Here is a 16852-nt window from a genome sequence, read left to right as displayed (position 1 = left end):
GTCGCTGGGTCTTTATTTTGGCCAGTTAGCTCAGTCGGTAGAGCAGAGGACTGAAAATCCTCGTGTCCCTGGTTCGATTCCTGGATTGGCCACCAGTTTTGGCGCTATAGCCAAGTGGTAAGGCAGAGGTCTGCAAAACCTTTACCCCCAGTTCAAATCTGGGTGGCGCCTCCAAAAACCTTAAGATATTTATCTTAAGGTTTTTTATTTTACAACAGCTTCTAATACTTCAATACTACCAGCTGTAGGGTTTATTTTTATTTTTGCACCAATAGGTAGTGTGAGTTTTGGGTAATCATGACCAGACATAAAATTCATAAGAGTGGGCTTATTGATGGACAAAATTCTATCCTCGATTACCTGATTTAAAGTTAAACTTCGTTCGTAGTGTGGAAGAGTACAATTTGTAAATTGACCAAGTATAATTGCACTACATTCTTGAAGCTTATTTGAAAGAATTAATTGAGTTAATTTCCTATCTATAGAATATGGCTCCTCATTAACATCTTCTAAAAATAAAATTTTATCTTTTGTATCTAGCTCATAATCGGTTCCTAAAGTGGAACATATAAGAGAGAGATTTCCACCAACTAATACTCCTTCTATACATTCATCAAAATTACTTTTTACTAGCATGTCTTTAGGATTAGAAATTACGTAAGGTCTGAATCCATTCATTACAGTATCAAAAAGGGATTTAATTGTGATATCATCGAAATTTGAGTTTAGCATTGGTCCATGAAAGGTTATCAAGCCACACTTACTATAAAACAAGTTTAAGTAAGTAGTTATGTCGCTAAAGCCAACAAATATCTTAGGATTGTTTTTTATAATGTTAAGATCTATGTAAGGTAATGTTCTCATTGAACCATAGCCACCTCGAATACATAAAATCATTTTAACTGAAGTGTCTAGAAACATATTGATTAAATCATTAGATCTTTCTATATCTGTTCCAGCAAGATAGCCTAAACGATTATATATATTTTTTCCTTCTTTAATGTTAAAGCCTTTTTCTTTTAAAAAATCTATTCCAGATTGTATATTGCTTCTATTTTCTGCACTTGCCGGTGCAATTAAGCCAATTGTATCTCCTAAACAGAGTTTATTACTTATCATGTTTATTACTCCTTACAATTTATTATTTATATTAATTCTAATTATACATCAATAAAAGCTATATAATAAAAGGTGAAATAAAATGCATAGATATTTAATGAAAATTTAAGGAAATTGTTGATAAAGTTAATTATGTAGGGCGAAAAAACATGTACTTATATTGTAAAAATATAACAATAAATATAAAATATAACTCGGTAGTATACTATTATATTCTTAAGAATGAAAAAAATTACTGGGGGAATAAAAAATGAATAAAAAAATTGTGTTTTTACAGGCCATAATTTGTTTAAGCTTATTTATTTTTATGTTTGATATACAGGTAAATGGAGCTGAAAATCCCAAAATAAAAGGTGTTAATATACCAACTAAAGTAGAAAAAAATTATACTGTTAAAGTAAGTACAGAAAAACAATATGTATATGTTTATTACGGTAGCAGTTTAATAAGGGTTATGAAATGTTCTACAGGTACGGATAATGCCCCTACTCCTATAGGCAGTTTTTATACATCAACTAAAGGAACATCATTTCTTAGCAGCAAATATAATGAAGGAGGATATTATTGGACAAGCTTTTTAGGTAATTATTTATTCCATAGCATTCCATTTGATCAGAGTGGAAGGATTATTCAAAATGAAGAACGTAAACTTGGTCAGAGAGCATCACATGGATGTATAAGGCTTTCTATTAAAGATGCAAGGTGGTTTTTTAATAAGATTCCAACTCATACTTTAGTTAGAATAACTTAGAATTAAATATAATGCATTGTAGACCTTCTCAAAGCATCAAATAAAATTTACTTAAATTATTTAAAACTAATTGGTGGACAAATTGAAAATGGACATATAGTTGAATAAACTATATTGTATATGGCAATTATTTAATTAGATGATTTAAATTATTTTATTTTGAGGAGGTTGTGATGAAAAAACACAATTGCATTATATGTAATAGACCATTAGAGAATGGTATAATAGTCAATGGAAAGGGTATTTGTAATAATTGTGAGAGTAGACTTGTTAATTTACAAGTGGGAAATGATTTTTATGAATACTATAAGCATTGTATAAAGAAAAAATTCATACATTTTAAGGTGGTGCCAGATAATTGTCAAGATTACCAATTGTAGAAGGGGTAATAAAATACGTAAGAAAAAATAATAGCATGTTTTGTATGCCGGGACATAAAGGTGGAAGAGGCTTTAAAAACACTCATATTGGGAAAGAACTATATAATAATTTTGTGGAAGTTGATATTACTGAAGTTGATGGTATGGATAATTTACATCACCCAGATGGAATAATTAAAGAGGCACAAGATAAGTTAAGAGATTTTTATGGTAGTAAAAAATCATATTTTTTAGTAAATGGAAGTACCAGTGGTAACTTAGCTATGATTTTTTCATGTTTTAATGAAGGTGATAAGGTAATAGTCGAAAGAAATTGCCATAGATCTGTTTTCAATGGAATAATAATGAGAAAACTTACACCTGTATATATAAAAGATAAAATATATAAGGAGTTTAACACTCCACTTTCAATAGACGAGGTGAAATTGTTAACACTCATTGAAGATAATAAAGATGCTAAAGGAATAATAATAACTTATCCTAATTATTATGGTGTTTGTTGTAATTTAAAACTTATAATAAATGAAGCTCATAAAAGAGGAATTAAGGTTCTTATTGATAGTGCTCACGGTGCCCATTTTATAGCGAGTGGTGGTTTGCCTGAAGATGCTTTAAGATTAGGTGCCGATTTCGTAGTTATGAGTGCACATAAGACATTGCCTAGTCTTACACAAACAGCATATTTACATATTGGAAAAAATGTAGATGAGAAAAAAGTTGATTTTTATGTCAGTATATTTTTAAGTACAAGCCCTTCATATATGTTAATGTGTTCAATGGATTACGCAAGGTATTTTTTGGAGGAAAAGGGCACAGAAGCGTATGAAAATTTGATTAACACATGCGAATATTATAGAAATAAAATCAACAGGCTTAAGAACTTTCATATTATTTGCAAAGGTGAAATAGATGCACATGATATAGACAGTACTAGGTATGTATTGCAGACTAAAATTTCTATAAATATGTACAAACTATACGATTACTTAGTTAGTAATAAACTGCAGCCGGAGATGTGCGATGGAGAGAATATAATATTTATATTTTCACCATTTAATACTAATGAAGAATTTGAACTCCTATATAGGGTATTAAGTGAATGTAAAATAGAAAGTTATGAAAAAGCTAAGGTTAAAGTCATAGAAGAAAATAGTCCTTGTATGCAATATAAGCCATATGAGGTTTTGGATAAAAAATCAGAGTGGAAGGATTATAATGAAACCAATGGTATGATTTGTAAGGAGGCTGTGGTTCCATATCCACCAGGAATACCTATTATTTTGCCAGGAGAAATAATAAATGGAGAAATAATAAAAACTATAGAATATTATTTAAAATGCGGAGTTACCATTCTTGGTGTAAATGAAAATAATAATATTAATGTTATAAATGAGTTTGTTAGTACTAAAGAAGACTAAATAGCTGGAGGGTAAAATGGGTAAGATATATTGTTTAATGGGTAAGAGTAGCTCGGGTAAGGATACTATATTTAAAGAACTTATGAAGGATAGTGATTTAAACTTAAAACCTGTTGTAACTTATACTACAAGACCTAAAAGGGAAAATGAAGTAGATGGAAATGAATATTATTTTATAGACGACGAACTTCTAAATAAATTTAAAGCAGAAAAAAAAATCATAGAGATTAGAGAATATGATACAATTCAGGGCAAGTGGTATTATTGTACAGTAAATGATGGACAGGTGAACCTGCATAAAAATAATTATTTAATTATAGTGACATTAGAGGCGTATAATAGCTTTAAAAAATATTTTGGTGAAGATAAGGTGATACCAATTTATGTAACATTAGATGATGGGATTAGACTACAACGTGCGCTGAAAAGAGAAATGAAGCAAGATAAACCAAATTATAATGAATTATGTAGAAGATTTTTAGCAGATAATGAGGATTTTAGTGAGGAAAATTTATTAAATTCAGGTGTGAACAAGTCGTATTATAACTATGAACTTAATAAGTGTAAACAGGATATAAAAAACCACATTTTTAATGATGTTATAAAATAAAAATATAATCTTTGAGGTTTCATACAATCCTCAAAGATTTATTTACATTGGACACTATGTTCTATGTGTTCAACCTGTTCGATTATCTCATCAATTTCATATAGTTTTGAATTAGCGACTATATCTTTTTCAGAAGAATTTTGTAAAAGATAGTGCTCGCTATTTAAATAATTTTTTAATTCATTCCAAGCTTTTTCAAAATTTATAGGGTGGGTTTCTTCTGATATTTTTACCATATTGTAAGTGAAATCCCAATATTCATAAACCTTTTTGTTATTATCGTATACAAGAGGGGTATCAAGTTTTATTACACAGGGTTCTTTTATATCCCAAATGCATTGTATTATTCCAGTCATACCATTGACTCTTGAATCACACCCATATTTTAAATCTTCTTTTGTATAAGGTGCTTTTAAGTTAAAACGAACTCTATCACCAGTTTTTAAATTGTATGATTTCATTATATCACCTGCTATAAATTTATAAATTTATTTAATTATATAATACAAGTCGTTAAAGTGTCAATAATATACATGTCATAATGTGATGTATATTCATATAAATAAAATAAAAGCATAATATTACCGTAAATGTTTATTATATAAAATTCATTGTATTAATAAATTATGTTGTATATATAATTTATAGCTATTATAATAATGTAAATAAAGTAAATGCATAGTTAGTAATTGCAAAAAAATGTGATAAAATATAACTATAATATATTTAATATTTTATAATTTTGGGTAATGAATATTTATATGAAGGAGGTATTTATTATGAAACTTATTATTACCATTGTTCAAGATGACGATGCTAGTGATTTAATAGATGTATTAACAGATGAGGGTTTTCGTGTTACGAAACTTGCCACTACTGGAGGTTTTTTAAAAGCTGGAAATACAACATTAATGATTGGTGTTGATGAAAAAGATGTAGACAAAATACTTAAAACTATAGAGGATAAATGTAAGACTAGAGATCAGATTATTACTTCACCATCTCCTGTGGCTGGTGCTACTGGTGTATATGTACCTTATAATGTAGAGGTTGAAGTTGGGGGAGCTACTGTTTTTGTAGTTGATGTGGATAAGTTCTTAAAGATTTGATGGTGAAAAAAATGCTATTTAATAATATTATTGGACATTTAGATATTAGAGAAAAACTAATAAGATCAATAGAAAATGGAAGTTTTCCACATGCCTCTTTAATAGTAGGTGAAGATGGAATAGGAAAAAGTAAGATAGCAAGAGAAATTGCAATAAATATATTGGGAAAAAATGAATTTAAAGATTATGTTGATATTGAAGAGTATAAAATTTCTGAAAATAAGAAGTCATTTTCTGTTGATCAAGTTAGAAGTATAATAGAAGAAGTAAATAAAAAGCCATATGAAAGTGATAAAAAAGTTATAATAATTCATGATTCAGACAAGATGACTGCTCAAGCTCAAAATGCACTTTTAAAAACAATTGAAGAACCACCTAAAGGTGTATTTTTAATATTGCTATGTGGTAAAAAAGAAAACATACTAGATACAATAAACTCAAGATGCCAATCATATAAATTGGCTAGGGTAAGTGACGATGATATAAAAGAAATTTTGCTTAGAGATAATCTCAACATCTCTAGTGAATATATTGAAGGCGCAAAAGTATTTTCAGGTGGAATACCAGGAAGAGCAGAAGATTTTATTAACAATTCTCTTTATAGAGATATAAGAGAAAATACACTTAAAATACTTATAGAATCAAATGAAAACGACTTAACTGGATTTTTAAAACATAAGGATTTTTTAGTTAAGAATAAAGATCTTTGGCAGGAAGTATTAACAAGTATTCTTTCTTATGCAAGAGATATCATAATATATAAAGAAGTTGGAAAAGATAGTTTGATAATGAATGTGGATAAAGTTAATTTAATAAAACAATTAGCAGAAACATTTTCCTATAGAAAATTAAATAATATCATAGATATAGTAAACGGTACAAAAAATAATTTTAAAAGTAATGTGAATGCAGCTAGTGCATATCATATAATGCTAGTTAAAATACAGGAGGTTTAGCATGGTAACAGTCGTAGGAGTACGTTTTAAAAAAGCGGGCAAAATTTATTATTTTTCTCCTGGTGAAATAAGTATAAAGTCTGGAGATGACGTGATTGTAGAAACAGCTAGAGGCATTGAGTTTGGAAATGCAGTAATTGGAAGTAAAGAAGTAAGTGAAGATAAAATAGTTTTGCCGCTTAAAAGTGTAATAAGAAAAGCTACAATTGAAGATAAAAATAAGTATCTAGAAAATAAATCAAGACAAGGGGAAGCTTTTCAGATATGTAGCGAAAAGATAGAAAAACATAACTTAGTTATGAAGTTAATAGATGTAGAATATACCTTTGATAATAACAAAATAATATTTTATTTTACAGCCGAAGGAAGAGTTGACTTTAGAGAACTTGTTAAAGACTTAGCGTCGATTTTTAGAACTAGAATCGAACTTAGGCAAATAGGAGTGAGAGACGAAGCCAAAATGATAGGTGGACTTGGACCTTGTGGAAGACCTATGTGCTGCGCAACTCATCTTGGAGATTTTGCACCAGTGTCGATAAAAATGGCTAAAGAACAAAATTTATCTTTAAATCCAACAAAAATTTCAGGTATATGTGGCAGGCTTATGTGTTGTCTTAATTATGAGCAAAATACCTATGAGGATATAAGAAAAAGATTGCCTAAAATAGGATCTTTTGTTGAAACAGAGGAATATAAAAAGGGCGAAGTAATATCTAATAGCGTAGTAAAAGAGAGTGTTAGAATTAAGGTAAAGAGCTCTGATGGAGAGGACATAGTTAAAGATGTTTCAATTAACGAGATTAAATTGATATCGGGTTCATATGAAGGAACTATAGATGAGTCTGAGATTAAACTTGAGATAGATGGTGAAGATGAGAAAATAATTAAAGATTTATTTAAAGCAGACTAGGGGGATAGAGATGAAATCAACTCTTAAAATTTGCAATATGAAAACTTTACGGGATGTAAGTATAGTTAGAAATTCTATAGCTAGAAATGAAGGAGTTGTTGCATGTCAACTAAATAGAGAAAAAGGAGAAGTTGAAATTGTATATGACAATTATCTGTTAGATATTAATATTGTTATAGAAGATTTGGAAGAATTAGGATTTAATGTTGTATAAAATTCACTTTTAAAAACCAATAAAACGTGATACAATTGTTTTGGGTAACTTGTACCCTAAACTCTTTAAGGAGGTGTTTTTACATGGCATACAAAATTACTGATTCTTGTGTGAGCTGCGGAGCATGTGCTTCTGAGTGTCCAGTTAGTGCTATAAGCCAAGGAGATACTCAATTTGTTATAGATGCTGATACATGTATTGATTGTGGAAACTGTGCAAATGTTTGTCCAGTTGGAGCTCCAGTTCAAGAATAATTTCAACATATTTTTTAAAAAGTTCGCTTTATGCGAGCTTTTTATTTTTTAATTGCAATTAAATACAATATAATTATAAATTTAAATATGTTTTTAACGATAATATAAAGTGTAGCAGTTTGTTTTGCTTTGTAGCGTTAGAAAATTTAATCATTAAATTTGTTTTTGTTGTAGTGGAATATATATTAATCAACTTAAGTTAAGGAGGAAAAAATTTTGGAAGGTATTATATTTATAGTAATCTCTATAGGTGCAGTTTTGCTTGGATACACGGTGGATCATGGAAAATTATCGGGGCTTGGACATCTTGCACCGGCGATAATAATATTTGGTGGTACAATTGGTGCGGTTGGAGCTTCATTTCCACTATCTGATTTAAAGAAATTGGGAGCTATTCTTAAAGTTGCATTTTCAAAACCTAAAATAGATACAACACAGTTAGTTTCATATTTTAAGCAAATTGCGTTTAAGACAAGAAAAGAAGGTTTATTAAGTATAGAAGAAATGATATCAGGGGATGACATAGATCCTTTTGTAAAAAAAGGACTGCAAATGGTAGTAGATGGTATTGAACCTCAAACTGTTAGAGAAACCCTTGAACTAAATGCTGAACTCATAGATGAAAGGCATAGGGTTGGTATTGGTATTTTTGAAGCAGCAGGTGGATATGCACCAACTATTGGTGTTGTTGGTACTGTTTCAAGTCTTATTGTTGTGCTTGGTAACCTTAGTGGAGATACTTCTTCTTTAGGAATTGCAATATCAAGTGCGTTTGTAGCAACACTTTATGGTATATCTTCAGCTAACCTTGTTTATTTACCTATAGGAACTAAACTTAAAAGATATAATGACATGGAAATGCAAGAAAAAAACCTAATAATAGAAGCTATAATATGTATACAGGAAGGCGTAAATCCAAACACTCTTGAAGAAAAACTTAAGGGATTTTTGGATAAGAAACAACTTTTGGAATATGAAAAGCTTGGGAGTGACGGTGAATAAGTATGAAGAAGAAAAAACCTGAAAAAGAGCCTAATTCTGAGAGATGGCTTCTTACATATTCGGATCTTGTAACACTACTTATGGCATTTTTTATAGTTATGTATGCCTCTAGTTCTGTAAATCAAACTAAATTTAATCAAGTAGCACAAGCTCTTAAACAAGGCTTTAATAGCGGACAAGGGAAAAGCATTATAGGTAATCAAGATGCATTAGACATAAAGGATAAACCTGTGTATATTGATGCGCAAAGTGCACAGCAGAAAAATGATAAGCTTGAGCAGAATACACTAGATTCGGTTAAAAAACTTATCGATAATTACATAAAACAAAATAATTTACAGGGTAGTGTAGGTACTCAAATAGAAGAAAGAGGACTAGTTATAAGTTTTCAAGAGGCTTCTTTCTTTGACTCGGGAAAATCAGATATAAAACCAGAATTTGCAAATAGAATAGTTACAATAGGAAGTATGCTTAATACTATAGACAATTATGTTAGAGTTGAAGGAAATACTGATAATGTACCTATAAAAAATTCTCAATACACAGATAATTTAGCTTTATCTTGTGATAGAGCCGCAAATGTTGAGAGATTACTGGAAGGTCAATCGCATGTGTCAGCATTAAGATTATCCGCAACAGGATATGGAGAAAATAGGCCTGTAGCTGACAACAATACGGATGCAGGAAGAGCTAGAAATAGAAGAGTGGATATAGTAGTAATTGACAGTAAATATAGTGCCACTGAAAGCAATAATGGGAAATAGCCTTATTATAATTAAGGCTATTTTTATTGGCTTAAATTATGATATATTATTATTATAATTTATAAAAAGGTGGATTAAACATGGAATTGGTAAAAAATGATGAAACTTTAGATGATTTGCAGTTAAAAGGAATTAATATAATACAAAAAAAAACGGCCTTTAGATTTGGTGTAGATGCAGTACTTTTAGCGGACTTCGCCAAGATAAAAAAAGGAATGGATGTAATTGATTTATGTACTGGCGGCGGAATAGTTCCTTTTTTAATTGCTGGAAAAACAGAGGCTAAAAATATAACTGGTGTTGAAATTCAAGAAGATATGACTGAAATGGCTATTAGATCAGTTGTTTTAAATAGATTGGAAGATAGAGTTAAATTTATAAATGGTGATTTAAAGGATGCCAAACTGTTAAAAACTTTACCTAAATGTGATGTTATAACGGTTAATCCACCATATAAGCTTAAAAATTCAGGCATTATAAATCCTGATGATAAAAATGCAATAGCTAGACATGAAATATGTTGTACTCTTGAAGATGTAATAGTAGCAGCTAAGAAACTTCTAAAGGATAACGGGAAAATATATATGGTACATAGACCAGAACGATTAGCAGATATATTCTGTATTATGAGAAAGCATAAAATTGAACCTAAAAGAGTAAAAATGGTATATCCTAGTGTGAAGAAAGCTCCTAATATAGTACTTGTAGAGGGCCATAAAAATGCCAGAGCATTTTTAAAATGTGAGGAACCAATTTATGTACATAATGAGGACGGAAGTTATACTAATGAAATAGATAAAATTTACGGGAGAATATAGGAGGACAGAAAAATGTCAGGAAAATTATTTTTAGTAGGCACACCAATAGGTAATCTTAAGGATATAACCTTAAGGGCACTAGAAGTTATAAAAGAAAGTGATATTGTAGCAGCAGAAGACACAAGACAGACAATTAAGTTATTAAATTACTTTAATATAAAAAAAGCTATGATTAGTTATCATAAGTTTAATGAAAATGATAAATCACTTGATATTATAGATGAAATTGAAAGTGGCAAGAAGATTGCACTTGTAACGGATGCAGGAATGCCTGGTATATCTGACCCTGGAAGCGTTATAGTTAAGAAATGTATAGAGAAAAATATAGAGTTTGAGGTAATTCCAGGTGCAACTGCATTAATTACAGGTCTTGTCTATTCTGGACTTGATTCAAGTAAATTTGTATTTAGAGGTTTTTTGCCTAGAGGAAATAAAGAAAGACGAGAGATTATTGAGGAAATAAAAGATTATAGAGATTCTATTATATTTTATGAAGCACCTCATCGGCTAAAAAGCACCCTCAGTTTTTTATTACAAGAGATTGGTGATAGAAATGTCGCAATATGCAAAGAACTTACTAAACTATATGAAAACATACTTAGGGGAAATATATCAGAAATATTAGAATATTATGAAAAAAACAATCCTAGAGGTGAATATGTAATTGTAATGGAAGGCAAAAGTGATGAGGAAATTGAAAATGAAAAGAAATCAACTTGGGAAGATATGACGGTAGAAGAGCATATAAAAAAATATATGGAAAAAGGATTTTCAAAAAAGGATGCTATAAAACTCACAGCTAAGGATAGAGGAGTTTCTAAAAGTGAGATATATAAAGCTTCGTTGGATATATAATAATGTTATTTGCAATTTATTCATAAATAGTGCTATAATTAATATGAAAATAATTATCCACTATTTATGAATATCCATAGAAAGGAAAGTATGTCAATTTGCAAGAAAACGTTTACGGTTATGTATATATTAATAGGCTACTTGATAAGTATATGCAATTGCAAAAATTATACATTGAGATGTATATACACATTACATAGTGAAATTGTCATTATATAAGAGATATTTGGCATTTATTTATGAAGACTATGTATTATGCTCATATATTGACATAAAACCGCTTTGGAATATTCTGAATTTAGTGTTATAATTAAAACTATAATTAAAATTAAGCAGTTAATTACTGTTTTTTATAAAATAAGGAGGGGATGTTTTGCATAAGAAAGCTTTAGCTGCTATTATGACAATTAGTTTAGTTTTGACAACTAGTGTACAAGTCTTAGCAGATCCATCAATTGATGGAGATCTTAATACATATAAAAATCAATATAGCCAAAGTCAAAGCAATCTATCGGCAGCACAAAAAAAATATAACGACTTAAACGCACAAGTACAAGTACTAGATGAAAAAATATCTGATAATATGAATGACATAGATAATACAAACAAGAAAATTGATGAGGTGCAAGCAAACATAGATGCAACACAAGATAGTATTAACAAAGCACAAGCAGATATAAAAGAACAGCAGGATAAATATAACAAAATGATGAAATCTATGTATACCAATGAGAGTGGAAAAGGGTATTTAGGTATTCTTTTAGATTCTAAAGGATTAAGTGATTTCATTTCAAAGGTTGATATCATAAAAAAAGTAACAGAGTACGATAATGAGATAATATCTACTTTAAATCAAAGAAAAGCTGAAGTTCAAAGTAAAGAAGATTCACTTGCAAAGGATAAGTTAAATCTTAGTGCATTAAAAGATGATAGTGAGAAAAAATTAGCAGATTTAAATAAGCAGAAAACAGATATAGCTCCATTAGTTGCACAAGCTAAAGCTGAGCAAGATGCTGCAATAGCTTCATCATCTAGTTTAAAAGCTCAAGTTGATGCTTTAAATAAAAAGTCAGAAGAGATGAAAGCAGCAGCACAAGCAGCGGCACAAACAGCAGCAGCACCAGTAGGATCCGTAAATAGAGGAGGCGGTAGTGGTGCTTATACTGGAAGCAATGCGGTAATAAGTTACGCATCTCAGTTTATTGGATTAATGTATAAGTGGGGTGGAACAACTCCAGCAGGTTTTGATTGTTCAGGATTTGTACAATATGTTTATGGACATAATGGTGTCTCATTAGGTAGAACAACTTATGATCAAATAAAAGATGGTACTCCAGTAACTGGAGCATTACAACCTGGAGATTTAGTTTTCTTTGGCGATCCTTCATCACCACACCATGTTGGTATTTATGTTGGAAACGGTCAGATGATAGATTCACCAGAAACAGGACAAGCTATAGGAATACACACATTATATGGTGATTATTCGGCTGCAAGAAGAGTAAGATAAGGGAGGAAAGTTTTATACTTCCTCTGCAATCTTATTGGTTTATAAAGAATAGGCTGTATGAAAATAACAAATTATTTTCATACAGCCTATTAATGTTTTATTATTTTCCTGCTTTTAATTCAGCTAAACAGTTTTTACATATATTTTTTCCTTTGTAATTAACAACATCTCGTGCATCTCCACAGAATATGCATGCTGGTTCGTATTTTTTTAATATAATCTGTTCACCCTCTACATAAATTTCAAGAGCATCTTTTTCAGCAATATTTAAAGTCCTTCTTAATTCTATTGGAATAACTATTCTTCCAAGTTCATCTACTCGTCTAACTACACCTGTTGATTTCATTTTTAAATTCCTCCTTTAATTACATTGTTCGACAAAACTATAAATAAATAATAACAAATATTACATTTAAAGTCAATAGGAATTTTATAAATCATTACAAATATCTTATAAACTTCCATCTATAGTCAATATACTACCATATAATAGAAATGTCAATGAGCCAATAAACTAAAAAATATGTATAAAAGCATTGATAATAGTGGTTTTGTACATATGAACAGAGCAAAAATTAATAATTTATTAAAAATATAAAGAAAAATATAATAAAAGTAATATTATGTATAATTAAATTTAAAATGTCGAAAATATATTTATGATAACATATTGAATAGTAACCTATTCCTAAACATAGGCATATTTGTCACGAAAAAATATAGATAATTTTATAATGATATATATAAAATCCGAGTATTTTATATAAAATGAAATAAAACTGTCAAAAAATTTGAAGATATCGACATTATTTAAACAGGTTATTAACATAAAAATTGTGGATAATGTTGATAATTTTTTTTGTACAACTTGAAATTCATATAAATCAATATGATAGAGGCCTTATACACTTATCCACAAAAACTGTTGATAAAAACCTTAAAACTGTGGATAAATGTTAATGATGTGGATAACTTTCTGTAAATGAATGATATATCCACAAAAAATTCATTTGTCATAATCTTAGATGTTGTATAAATTGAAAAATATATTGAATAAATAATGAAATACTTATATTATAATATTTAGTGCTAAATTTAGAATGAAAAATTTTATTACACATAAAGTTAAAAAACAACAAGTAATTATTAGAAGGTGATTGAATGGAAATTTATATGGATAATAGTGCAACTACAAAACCATATGATGAGGTAATGAAGGAAATGATAAATGTGATGCAAAATTATTATGGAAATCCTTCATCTGCATATAGGCTTGGTTTAGAAGCAGAAAAAAAGTGTAATGAAGCAAGAGGTATAATTGCTAAGACAATAAATGCATCCAAAGACGAGATAATATTCACTTCAGGGGGAAGTGAAAGTAATAATTTTTTATTAAAAGGTTTTGTGAAAAAAGGAAGCCATCTCATTACAACAAAAATGGAGCATCCAAGTGTAATTAATACATGCACAGAACTTGAACAACAAGGTGTAAGTATTACATATCTAGATGTAGATGAAAGAGGACATATAGATTTAGATGAACTTGAAAAGTCCATTACAAAGGATACTCAGATAGTAAGTATTATGCATGCTAACAATGAGTTTGGTGCAGTCCAGGATTTATGTAAAATAGGCAAATTAATTAAAGAAAAAAGTAGTAGAGCTAAATTTCATGTGGATGCAGTGCAAAGTTATGGAAAGCTAAATATAGACGTAAATAAATTTAACATTGATTTGCTATCTGCTAGTGGACATAAAATTCATGGACCTAGAGGAATTGGGTTTGCATATGTAAGAAAAGGTCTTTCACCAAAACCTCTTATTAACGGTGGTGGACAAGAATCAAACTTTAGATCTGGTACAGAAAATCTAGCGGGAATTTGTGGTATGGCTAAGGCTGCGGATATAATGTATAGTAATATGAAAGAGAACTATATAAAAGTTAAAAAAATTAAAGAGTATTTTGTAAATAGACTCAGTGAAATTGAAGATATAAGGATAAATAGTTCAATTGATGAAGACTATATTCCACATATATTAAATGTCTCTTTTAGAGGAGTAAGGGCGGAGGTACTGTTACATCTATTAGAGGAGAACAATATTTATGTTTCTAATGGGTCTGCATGCTCTGCAAAGAAAAACAAAATGAGTTATGTACTTAAATCAATAGGTTTAGACCCAAAGGATATAGAAGGTGCAATAAGGTTTAGCTTTAACGAAAGTAATTCTTTTGAAGAGGTTGATTACACAATAGAACAACTTGATAAAAGTTTAAAGATTTTAAGGAGATTTAAAAAATGAAAAAATTAGTATTAGTAAAGTATGCTTCAGAGATATTTTTAAAAGGATTAAATAAAAACAAATTCGAAAAAAAGCTGAAAGAAAACATGAAAAATGTTTTAAAAGGTATAGATTATGAGTTTATAATGGATCAGGGAAGATGGTTTGTCTACTCTGAAGATTTAGATGAGCTTATAGAAAGATTAAAGAAAGTTTTTGGTATTGCAGAATTATGTATCGTAACTGAGATTGAAACAGATATGGAAAATATATATTCAGAGGCGCTTAGAGAACTTAAGGAAAGTGGAGCAAAGACATTCAAGGTTGAAACAAACAGAGCAAATAAAAAGTTTCCAATTAACTCAATGGAAGTAAGCAAAATGGTTGGAGCATATCTTCTTGATAATTCTGAAGGCTTTTCGGTAGATGTAAGAAAACCAGAGCGTAGAATAAATATTGAAATTAGAGATAAGACATATATATACTCAAAGAGGATAAAGGGAATAGGTGGAATGCCTTATGGAACTAATGGAAAGACACTTCTAATGCTTTCTGGTGGAATTGATTCACCTGTTGCTGGTTACATGATGGCTAGACGAGGTGTAAAGCTAAGCTGTGTATATTATCATAGTCATCCTTATACAAGTGAAAGAGCTAAAGATAAGGTAAAGGAGCTTGCAACAATTTTAAAAGGTTACACTGGTGAAATAACTCTTTATGTTGTACCATTTACAGATATACAGATGAGCATAATGGATAAATGTAGAGAAGATGAACTTACAATCATTATGAGAAGATTCATGATGAGAGTGGCTTGTAAAATTGCAGATAAATTTGATATACAATCAGTAGCTACTGGAGAAAGTATTGGTCAGGTTGCAAGTCAGACTATGGAGGGGCTGGTTGTAAGTAACGATGTAGCAGATAGGCCTGTATTTAGACCGCTTATTGCTTCGGATAAAATTGATATTATGGATATTTCAAGAGCTATTGGCACTTATGAAACATCGATTTTACCTTATGAAGATTGTTGCACGATATTTGTTCCTAAACATCCAAAAACAAAGCCAGTACTTGAAGAAATAATAAAGGAAGAAAGTGTACTCCCTATAGATAGTCTTGTAGAAGATGCTGTGAATAAAATGGAAGTTTATAAAGAAGAATTATAGGCTAATAAAAGGACTATTTTAAAATGAATTTAATCATTTTAAAATAGTCCTTTTTAGTTATTGTCTTTCAACATTTTCATAGGCAGCAGCTGCATAATTAAAATCAGCTTCATTAGTAATTTCACCATAGTCGTCTTCAGGAAGCTTTGGATAATAATACAATATAAAACGTTCTTTATCTCTAAGATTTTCTATAAGTATATATCTCTTATCATTTTCAGAATCCTGAACTATAGCAAGTATTAAGTATCTATCATCTTCACCAGTATTGTTATTAACTAATTTTATTATAGAACCTTCAGAGTTATCGAAAAAGGCCACATTTGTTTTTTTGTGATCACAATAGGCAATGTTTTTTCCACTCCTGCAGCCACTACAGCTATCAAATCTACAGGTTGCAGTACATTTTAAACATTCACATTTTGAACATTTTTCAAGTTGATTGAACTCTTCACTGTGATCTTTTTTATAATCATCCAGTAGACCAATGTATTTGTCTCCATTGAAAAGGCCCCCAAGGAAGCCTTTACTTTTACTCTTGTTATCAGCCTTTGCAGAATCTAAAAGCTCAATATACCTTTTTAAAACAGCTTGTCTTGAAAAATATTTTCTGTTTCTAAGGGTATCATTATCTAAAAAATCTTGAATCTCGTCTATAGCAAAAGTTATTTCAGAATAAATTTTACCGTAATAACTTTTTTCACTTGTAATAAATTCATCTGTCTTACTCATA

At 29.7% G+C, this 16852-nt stretch carries 20 protein-coding genes and 2 tRNA genes; 18 read left to right on the top strand and 4 right to left on the bottom strand.

The features are described from left to right. Window positions 1-19 precede the first annotated feature (19 nt). Window positions 20-95: transfer RNA gene (locus B8978_RS15245), tRNA-Phe, on the top strand. Window positions 96-100: 5 nt separating this feature from the next. Then, a tRNA-Cys gene (locus tag B8978_RS15240) sits at window positions 101-174 on the top strand. A gap of 30 nt (window positions 175-204) precedes the next feature. Here B8978_RS15240 and B8978_RS15235 read toward each other — a convergent pair. Beyond that, window positions 205-1119 carry a S66 peptidase family protein gene (locus B8978_RS15235; RefSeq protein ID WP_084117052.1) on the bottom strand — a complete coding sequence of 305 codons (915 nt, stop codon included), beginning with the start codon at window positions 1117-1119 and terminating at the stop codon, window positions 205-207. Between the two features lie 250 nt (window positions 1120-1369). On the opposite strand from B8978_RS15235, the gene B8978_RS15230 reads away from it, so the two are divergent. From B8978_RS15230 to B8978_RS15215, 4 genes are all read left to right on the top strand, one after another. After that, window positions 1370-1870: a L,D-transpeptidase gene (locus tag B8978_RS15230; RefSeq protein WP_084117050.1), complete on the top strand. Its 501-nt coding sequence runs from the start codon at window positions 1370-1372 to the stop codon at window positions 1868-1870. Window positions 1871-2043: 173 nt separating this feature from the next. After that, window positions 2044-2250 carry a sigma factor G inhibitor Gin gene (locus B8978_RS15225; RefSeq protein ID WP_084117048.1) on the top strand — a complete coding sequence of 69 codons (207 nt, stop codon included), beginning with the start codon at window positions 2044-2046 and terminating at the stop codon, window positions 2248-2250. Then, complete coding sequence (locus B8978_RS15220) at window positions 2229-3668, top strand: aminotransferase class I/II-fold pyridoxal phosphate-dependent enzyme (RefSeq protein ID WP_084117047.1); 1440 nt, start codon at window positions 2229-2231, stop codon at window positions 3666-3668. The genes B8978_RS15225 and B8978_RS15220 overlap by 22 nt, the downstream gene beginning before the upstream one ends. A gap of 16 nt (window positions 3669-3684) precedes the next feature. Beyond that, entirely contained in the window at window positions 3685-4278 is a 594-nt protein-coding gene (locus tag B8978_RS15215; RefSeq protein WP_084117045.1) for a nucleoside/nucleotide kinase family protein, read from the top strand. Window positions 4279-4316: 38 nt separating this feature from the next. On the opposite strand, the gene B8978_RS15210 is transcribed toward B8978_RS15215, so the two are convergent. Beyond that, a complete protein-coding gene (locus B8978_RS15210) occupies window positions 4317-4739 on the bottom strand; it encodes a hypothetical protein (RefSeq protein ID WP_084117043.1) in 423 nt (140 codons plus the stop codon). Window positions 4740-5057: 318 nt separating this feature from the next. Here B8978_RS15210 and B8978_RS15205 point away from each other — a divergent pair, with 318 nt between their 5' ends. The 10 genes from B8978_RS15205 to B8978_RS15160 all read left to right on the top strand — a co-directional run bounded on the left by B8978_RS15205 (window position 5058) and on the right by B8978_RS15160 (window position 12670). Next, complete coding sequence (locus B8978_RS15205) at window positions 5058-5387, top strand: cyclic-di-AMP receptor (protein WP_084117041.1); 330 nt, start codon at window positions 5058-5060, stop codon at window positions 5385-5387. An 11-nt stretch (window positions 5388-5398) separates the two neighbouring features. Beyond that, window positions 5399-6343 (top strand): DNA polymerase III subunit delta', encoded by a 945-nt coding sequence (locus B8978_RS15200; RefSeq protein WP_084117039.1) that lies wholly within the window; start codon window positions 5399-5401, stop codon window positions 6341-6343. Window position 6344: 1 nt separating this feature from the next. Next, a complete protein-coding gene (locus tag B8978_RS15195; protein ID WP_084117037.1) occupies window positions 6345-7253 on the top strand; it encodes a PSP1 domain-containing protein in 909 nt (302 codons plus the stop codon). A gap of 10 nt (window positions 7254-7263) precedes the next feature. Next, complete coding sequence (locus B8978_RS15190; protein ID WP_084117035.1) at window positions 7264-7467, top strand: heavy-metal-associated domain-containing protein; 204 nt, start codon at window positions 7264-7266, stop codon at window positions 7465-7467. Between the two features lie 83 nt (window positions 7468-7550). Further along, window positions 7551-7721, top strand: a complete 171-nt coding sequence (locus B8978_RS15185) for a DUF362 domain-containing protein (RefSeq protein WP_084117033.1) — start codon at window positions 7551-7553, stop codon at window positions 7719-7721. Between the two features lie 216 nt (window positions 7722-7937). After that, entirely contained in the window at window positions 7938-8723 is a 786-nt protein-coding gene (locus B8978_RS15180) for a motility protein A (protein ID WP_084117031.1), read from the top strand. A 2-nt stretch (window positions 8724-8725) separates the two neighbouring features. Further along, window positions 8726-9487, top strand: coding sequence for an OmpA/MotB family protein (locus B8978_RS15175; RefSeq protein ID WP_084117029.1), 762 nt, complete (start codon window positions 8726-8728; stop codon window positions 9485-9487). Between the two features lie 80 nt (window positions 9488-9567). Then, complete coding sequence (locus tag B8978_RS15170; RefSeq protein WP_084117027.1) at window positions 9568-10305, top strand: tRNA1(Val) (adenine(37)-N6)-methyltransferase; 738 nt, start codon at window positions 9568-9570, stop codon at window positions 10303-10305. Window positions 10306-10317: 12 nt separating this feature from the next. Continuing rightward, complete coding sequence (gene rsmI / locus B8978_RS15165; RefSeq protein ID WP_084117025.1) at window positions 10318-11160, top strand: 16S rRNA (cytidine(1402)-2'-O)-methyltransferase; 843 nt, start codon at window positions 10318-10320, stop codon at window positions 11158-11160. Between the two features lie 373 nt (window positions 11161-11533). Continuing rightward, window positions 11534-12670, top strand: a complete 1137-nt coding sequence (locus B8978_RS15160; RefSeq protein WP_084117024.1) for a C40 family peptidase — start codon at window positions 11534-11536, stop codon at window positions 12668-12670. A 100-nt stretch (window positions 12671-12770) separates the two neighbouring features. Here the strand turns inward: B8978_RS15160 and B8978_RS15155 are convergent, their stop codons facing one another. Further along, complete coding sequence (locus tag B8978_RS15155; RefSeq protein ID WP_084117022.1) at window positions 12771-13016, bottom strand: AbrB/MazE/SpoVT family DNA-binding domain-containing protein; 246 nt, start codon at window positions 13014-13016, stop codon at window positions 12771-12773. Between the two features lie 815 nt (window positions 13017-13831). Between B8978_RS15155 and B8978_RS15150 the strand changes: the two genes are divergently transcribed. Together B8978_RS15150 and thiI are read left to right on the top strand one after the other, a co-directional pair. Further along, complete coding sequence (locus tag B8978_RS15150) at window positions 13832-14971, top strand: cysteine desulfurase family protein (protein WP_084117020.1); 1140 nt, start codon at window positions 13832-13834, stop codon at window positions 14969-14971. Continuing rightward, window positions 14968-16119 carry a tRNA uracil 4-sulfurtransferase ThiI gene (gene thiI, locus B8978_RS15145; protein ID WP_084117017.1) on the top strand — a complete coding sequence of 384 codons (1152 nt, stop codon included), beginning with the start codon at window positions 14968-14970 and terminating at the stop codon, window positions 16117-16119. The genes B8978_RS15150 and thiI overlap by 4 nt, the downstream gene beginning before the upstream one ends. 57 nt (window positions 16120-16176) lie before the next feature. Here thiI and B8978_RS15140 read toward each other — a convergent pair whose 3' ends face one another. Beyond that, a complete protein-coding gene (locus B8978_RS15140; RefSeq protein ID WP_084117015.1) occupies window positions 16177-16851 on the bottom strand; it encodes a DUF1292 domain-containing protein in 675 nt (224 codons plus the stop codon). Window position 16852: the final 1 nt, after the last annotated feature.

It is taken from the genome of Clostridium acidisoli DSM 12555, from assembly GCF_900176305.1.
In the GTDB taxonomy this organism is placed as follows: domain Bacteria; phylum Bacillota; class Clostridia; order Clostridiales; family Clostridiaceae; genus Clostridium_I; species Clostridium_I acidisoli.
The sequence above is the reverse complement of the archived record's forward strand: the minus strand, read 5'-3'. Positions and strand labels throughout refer to the sequence as shown.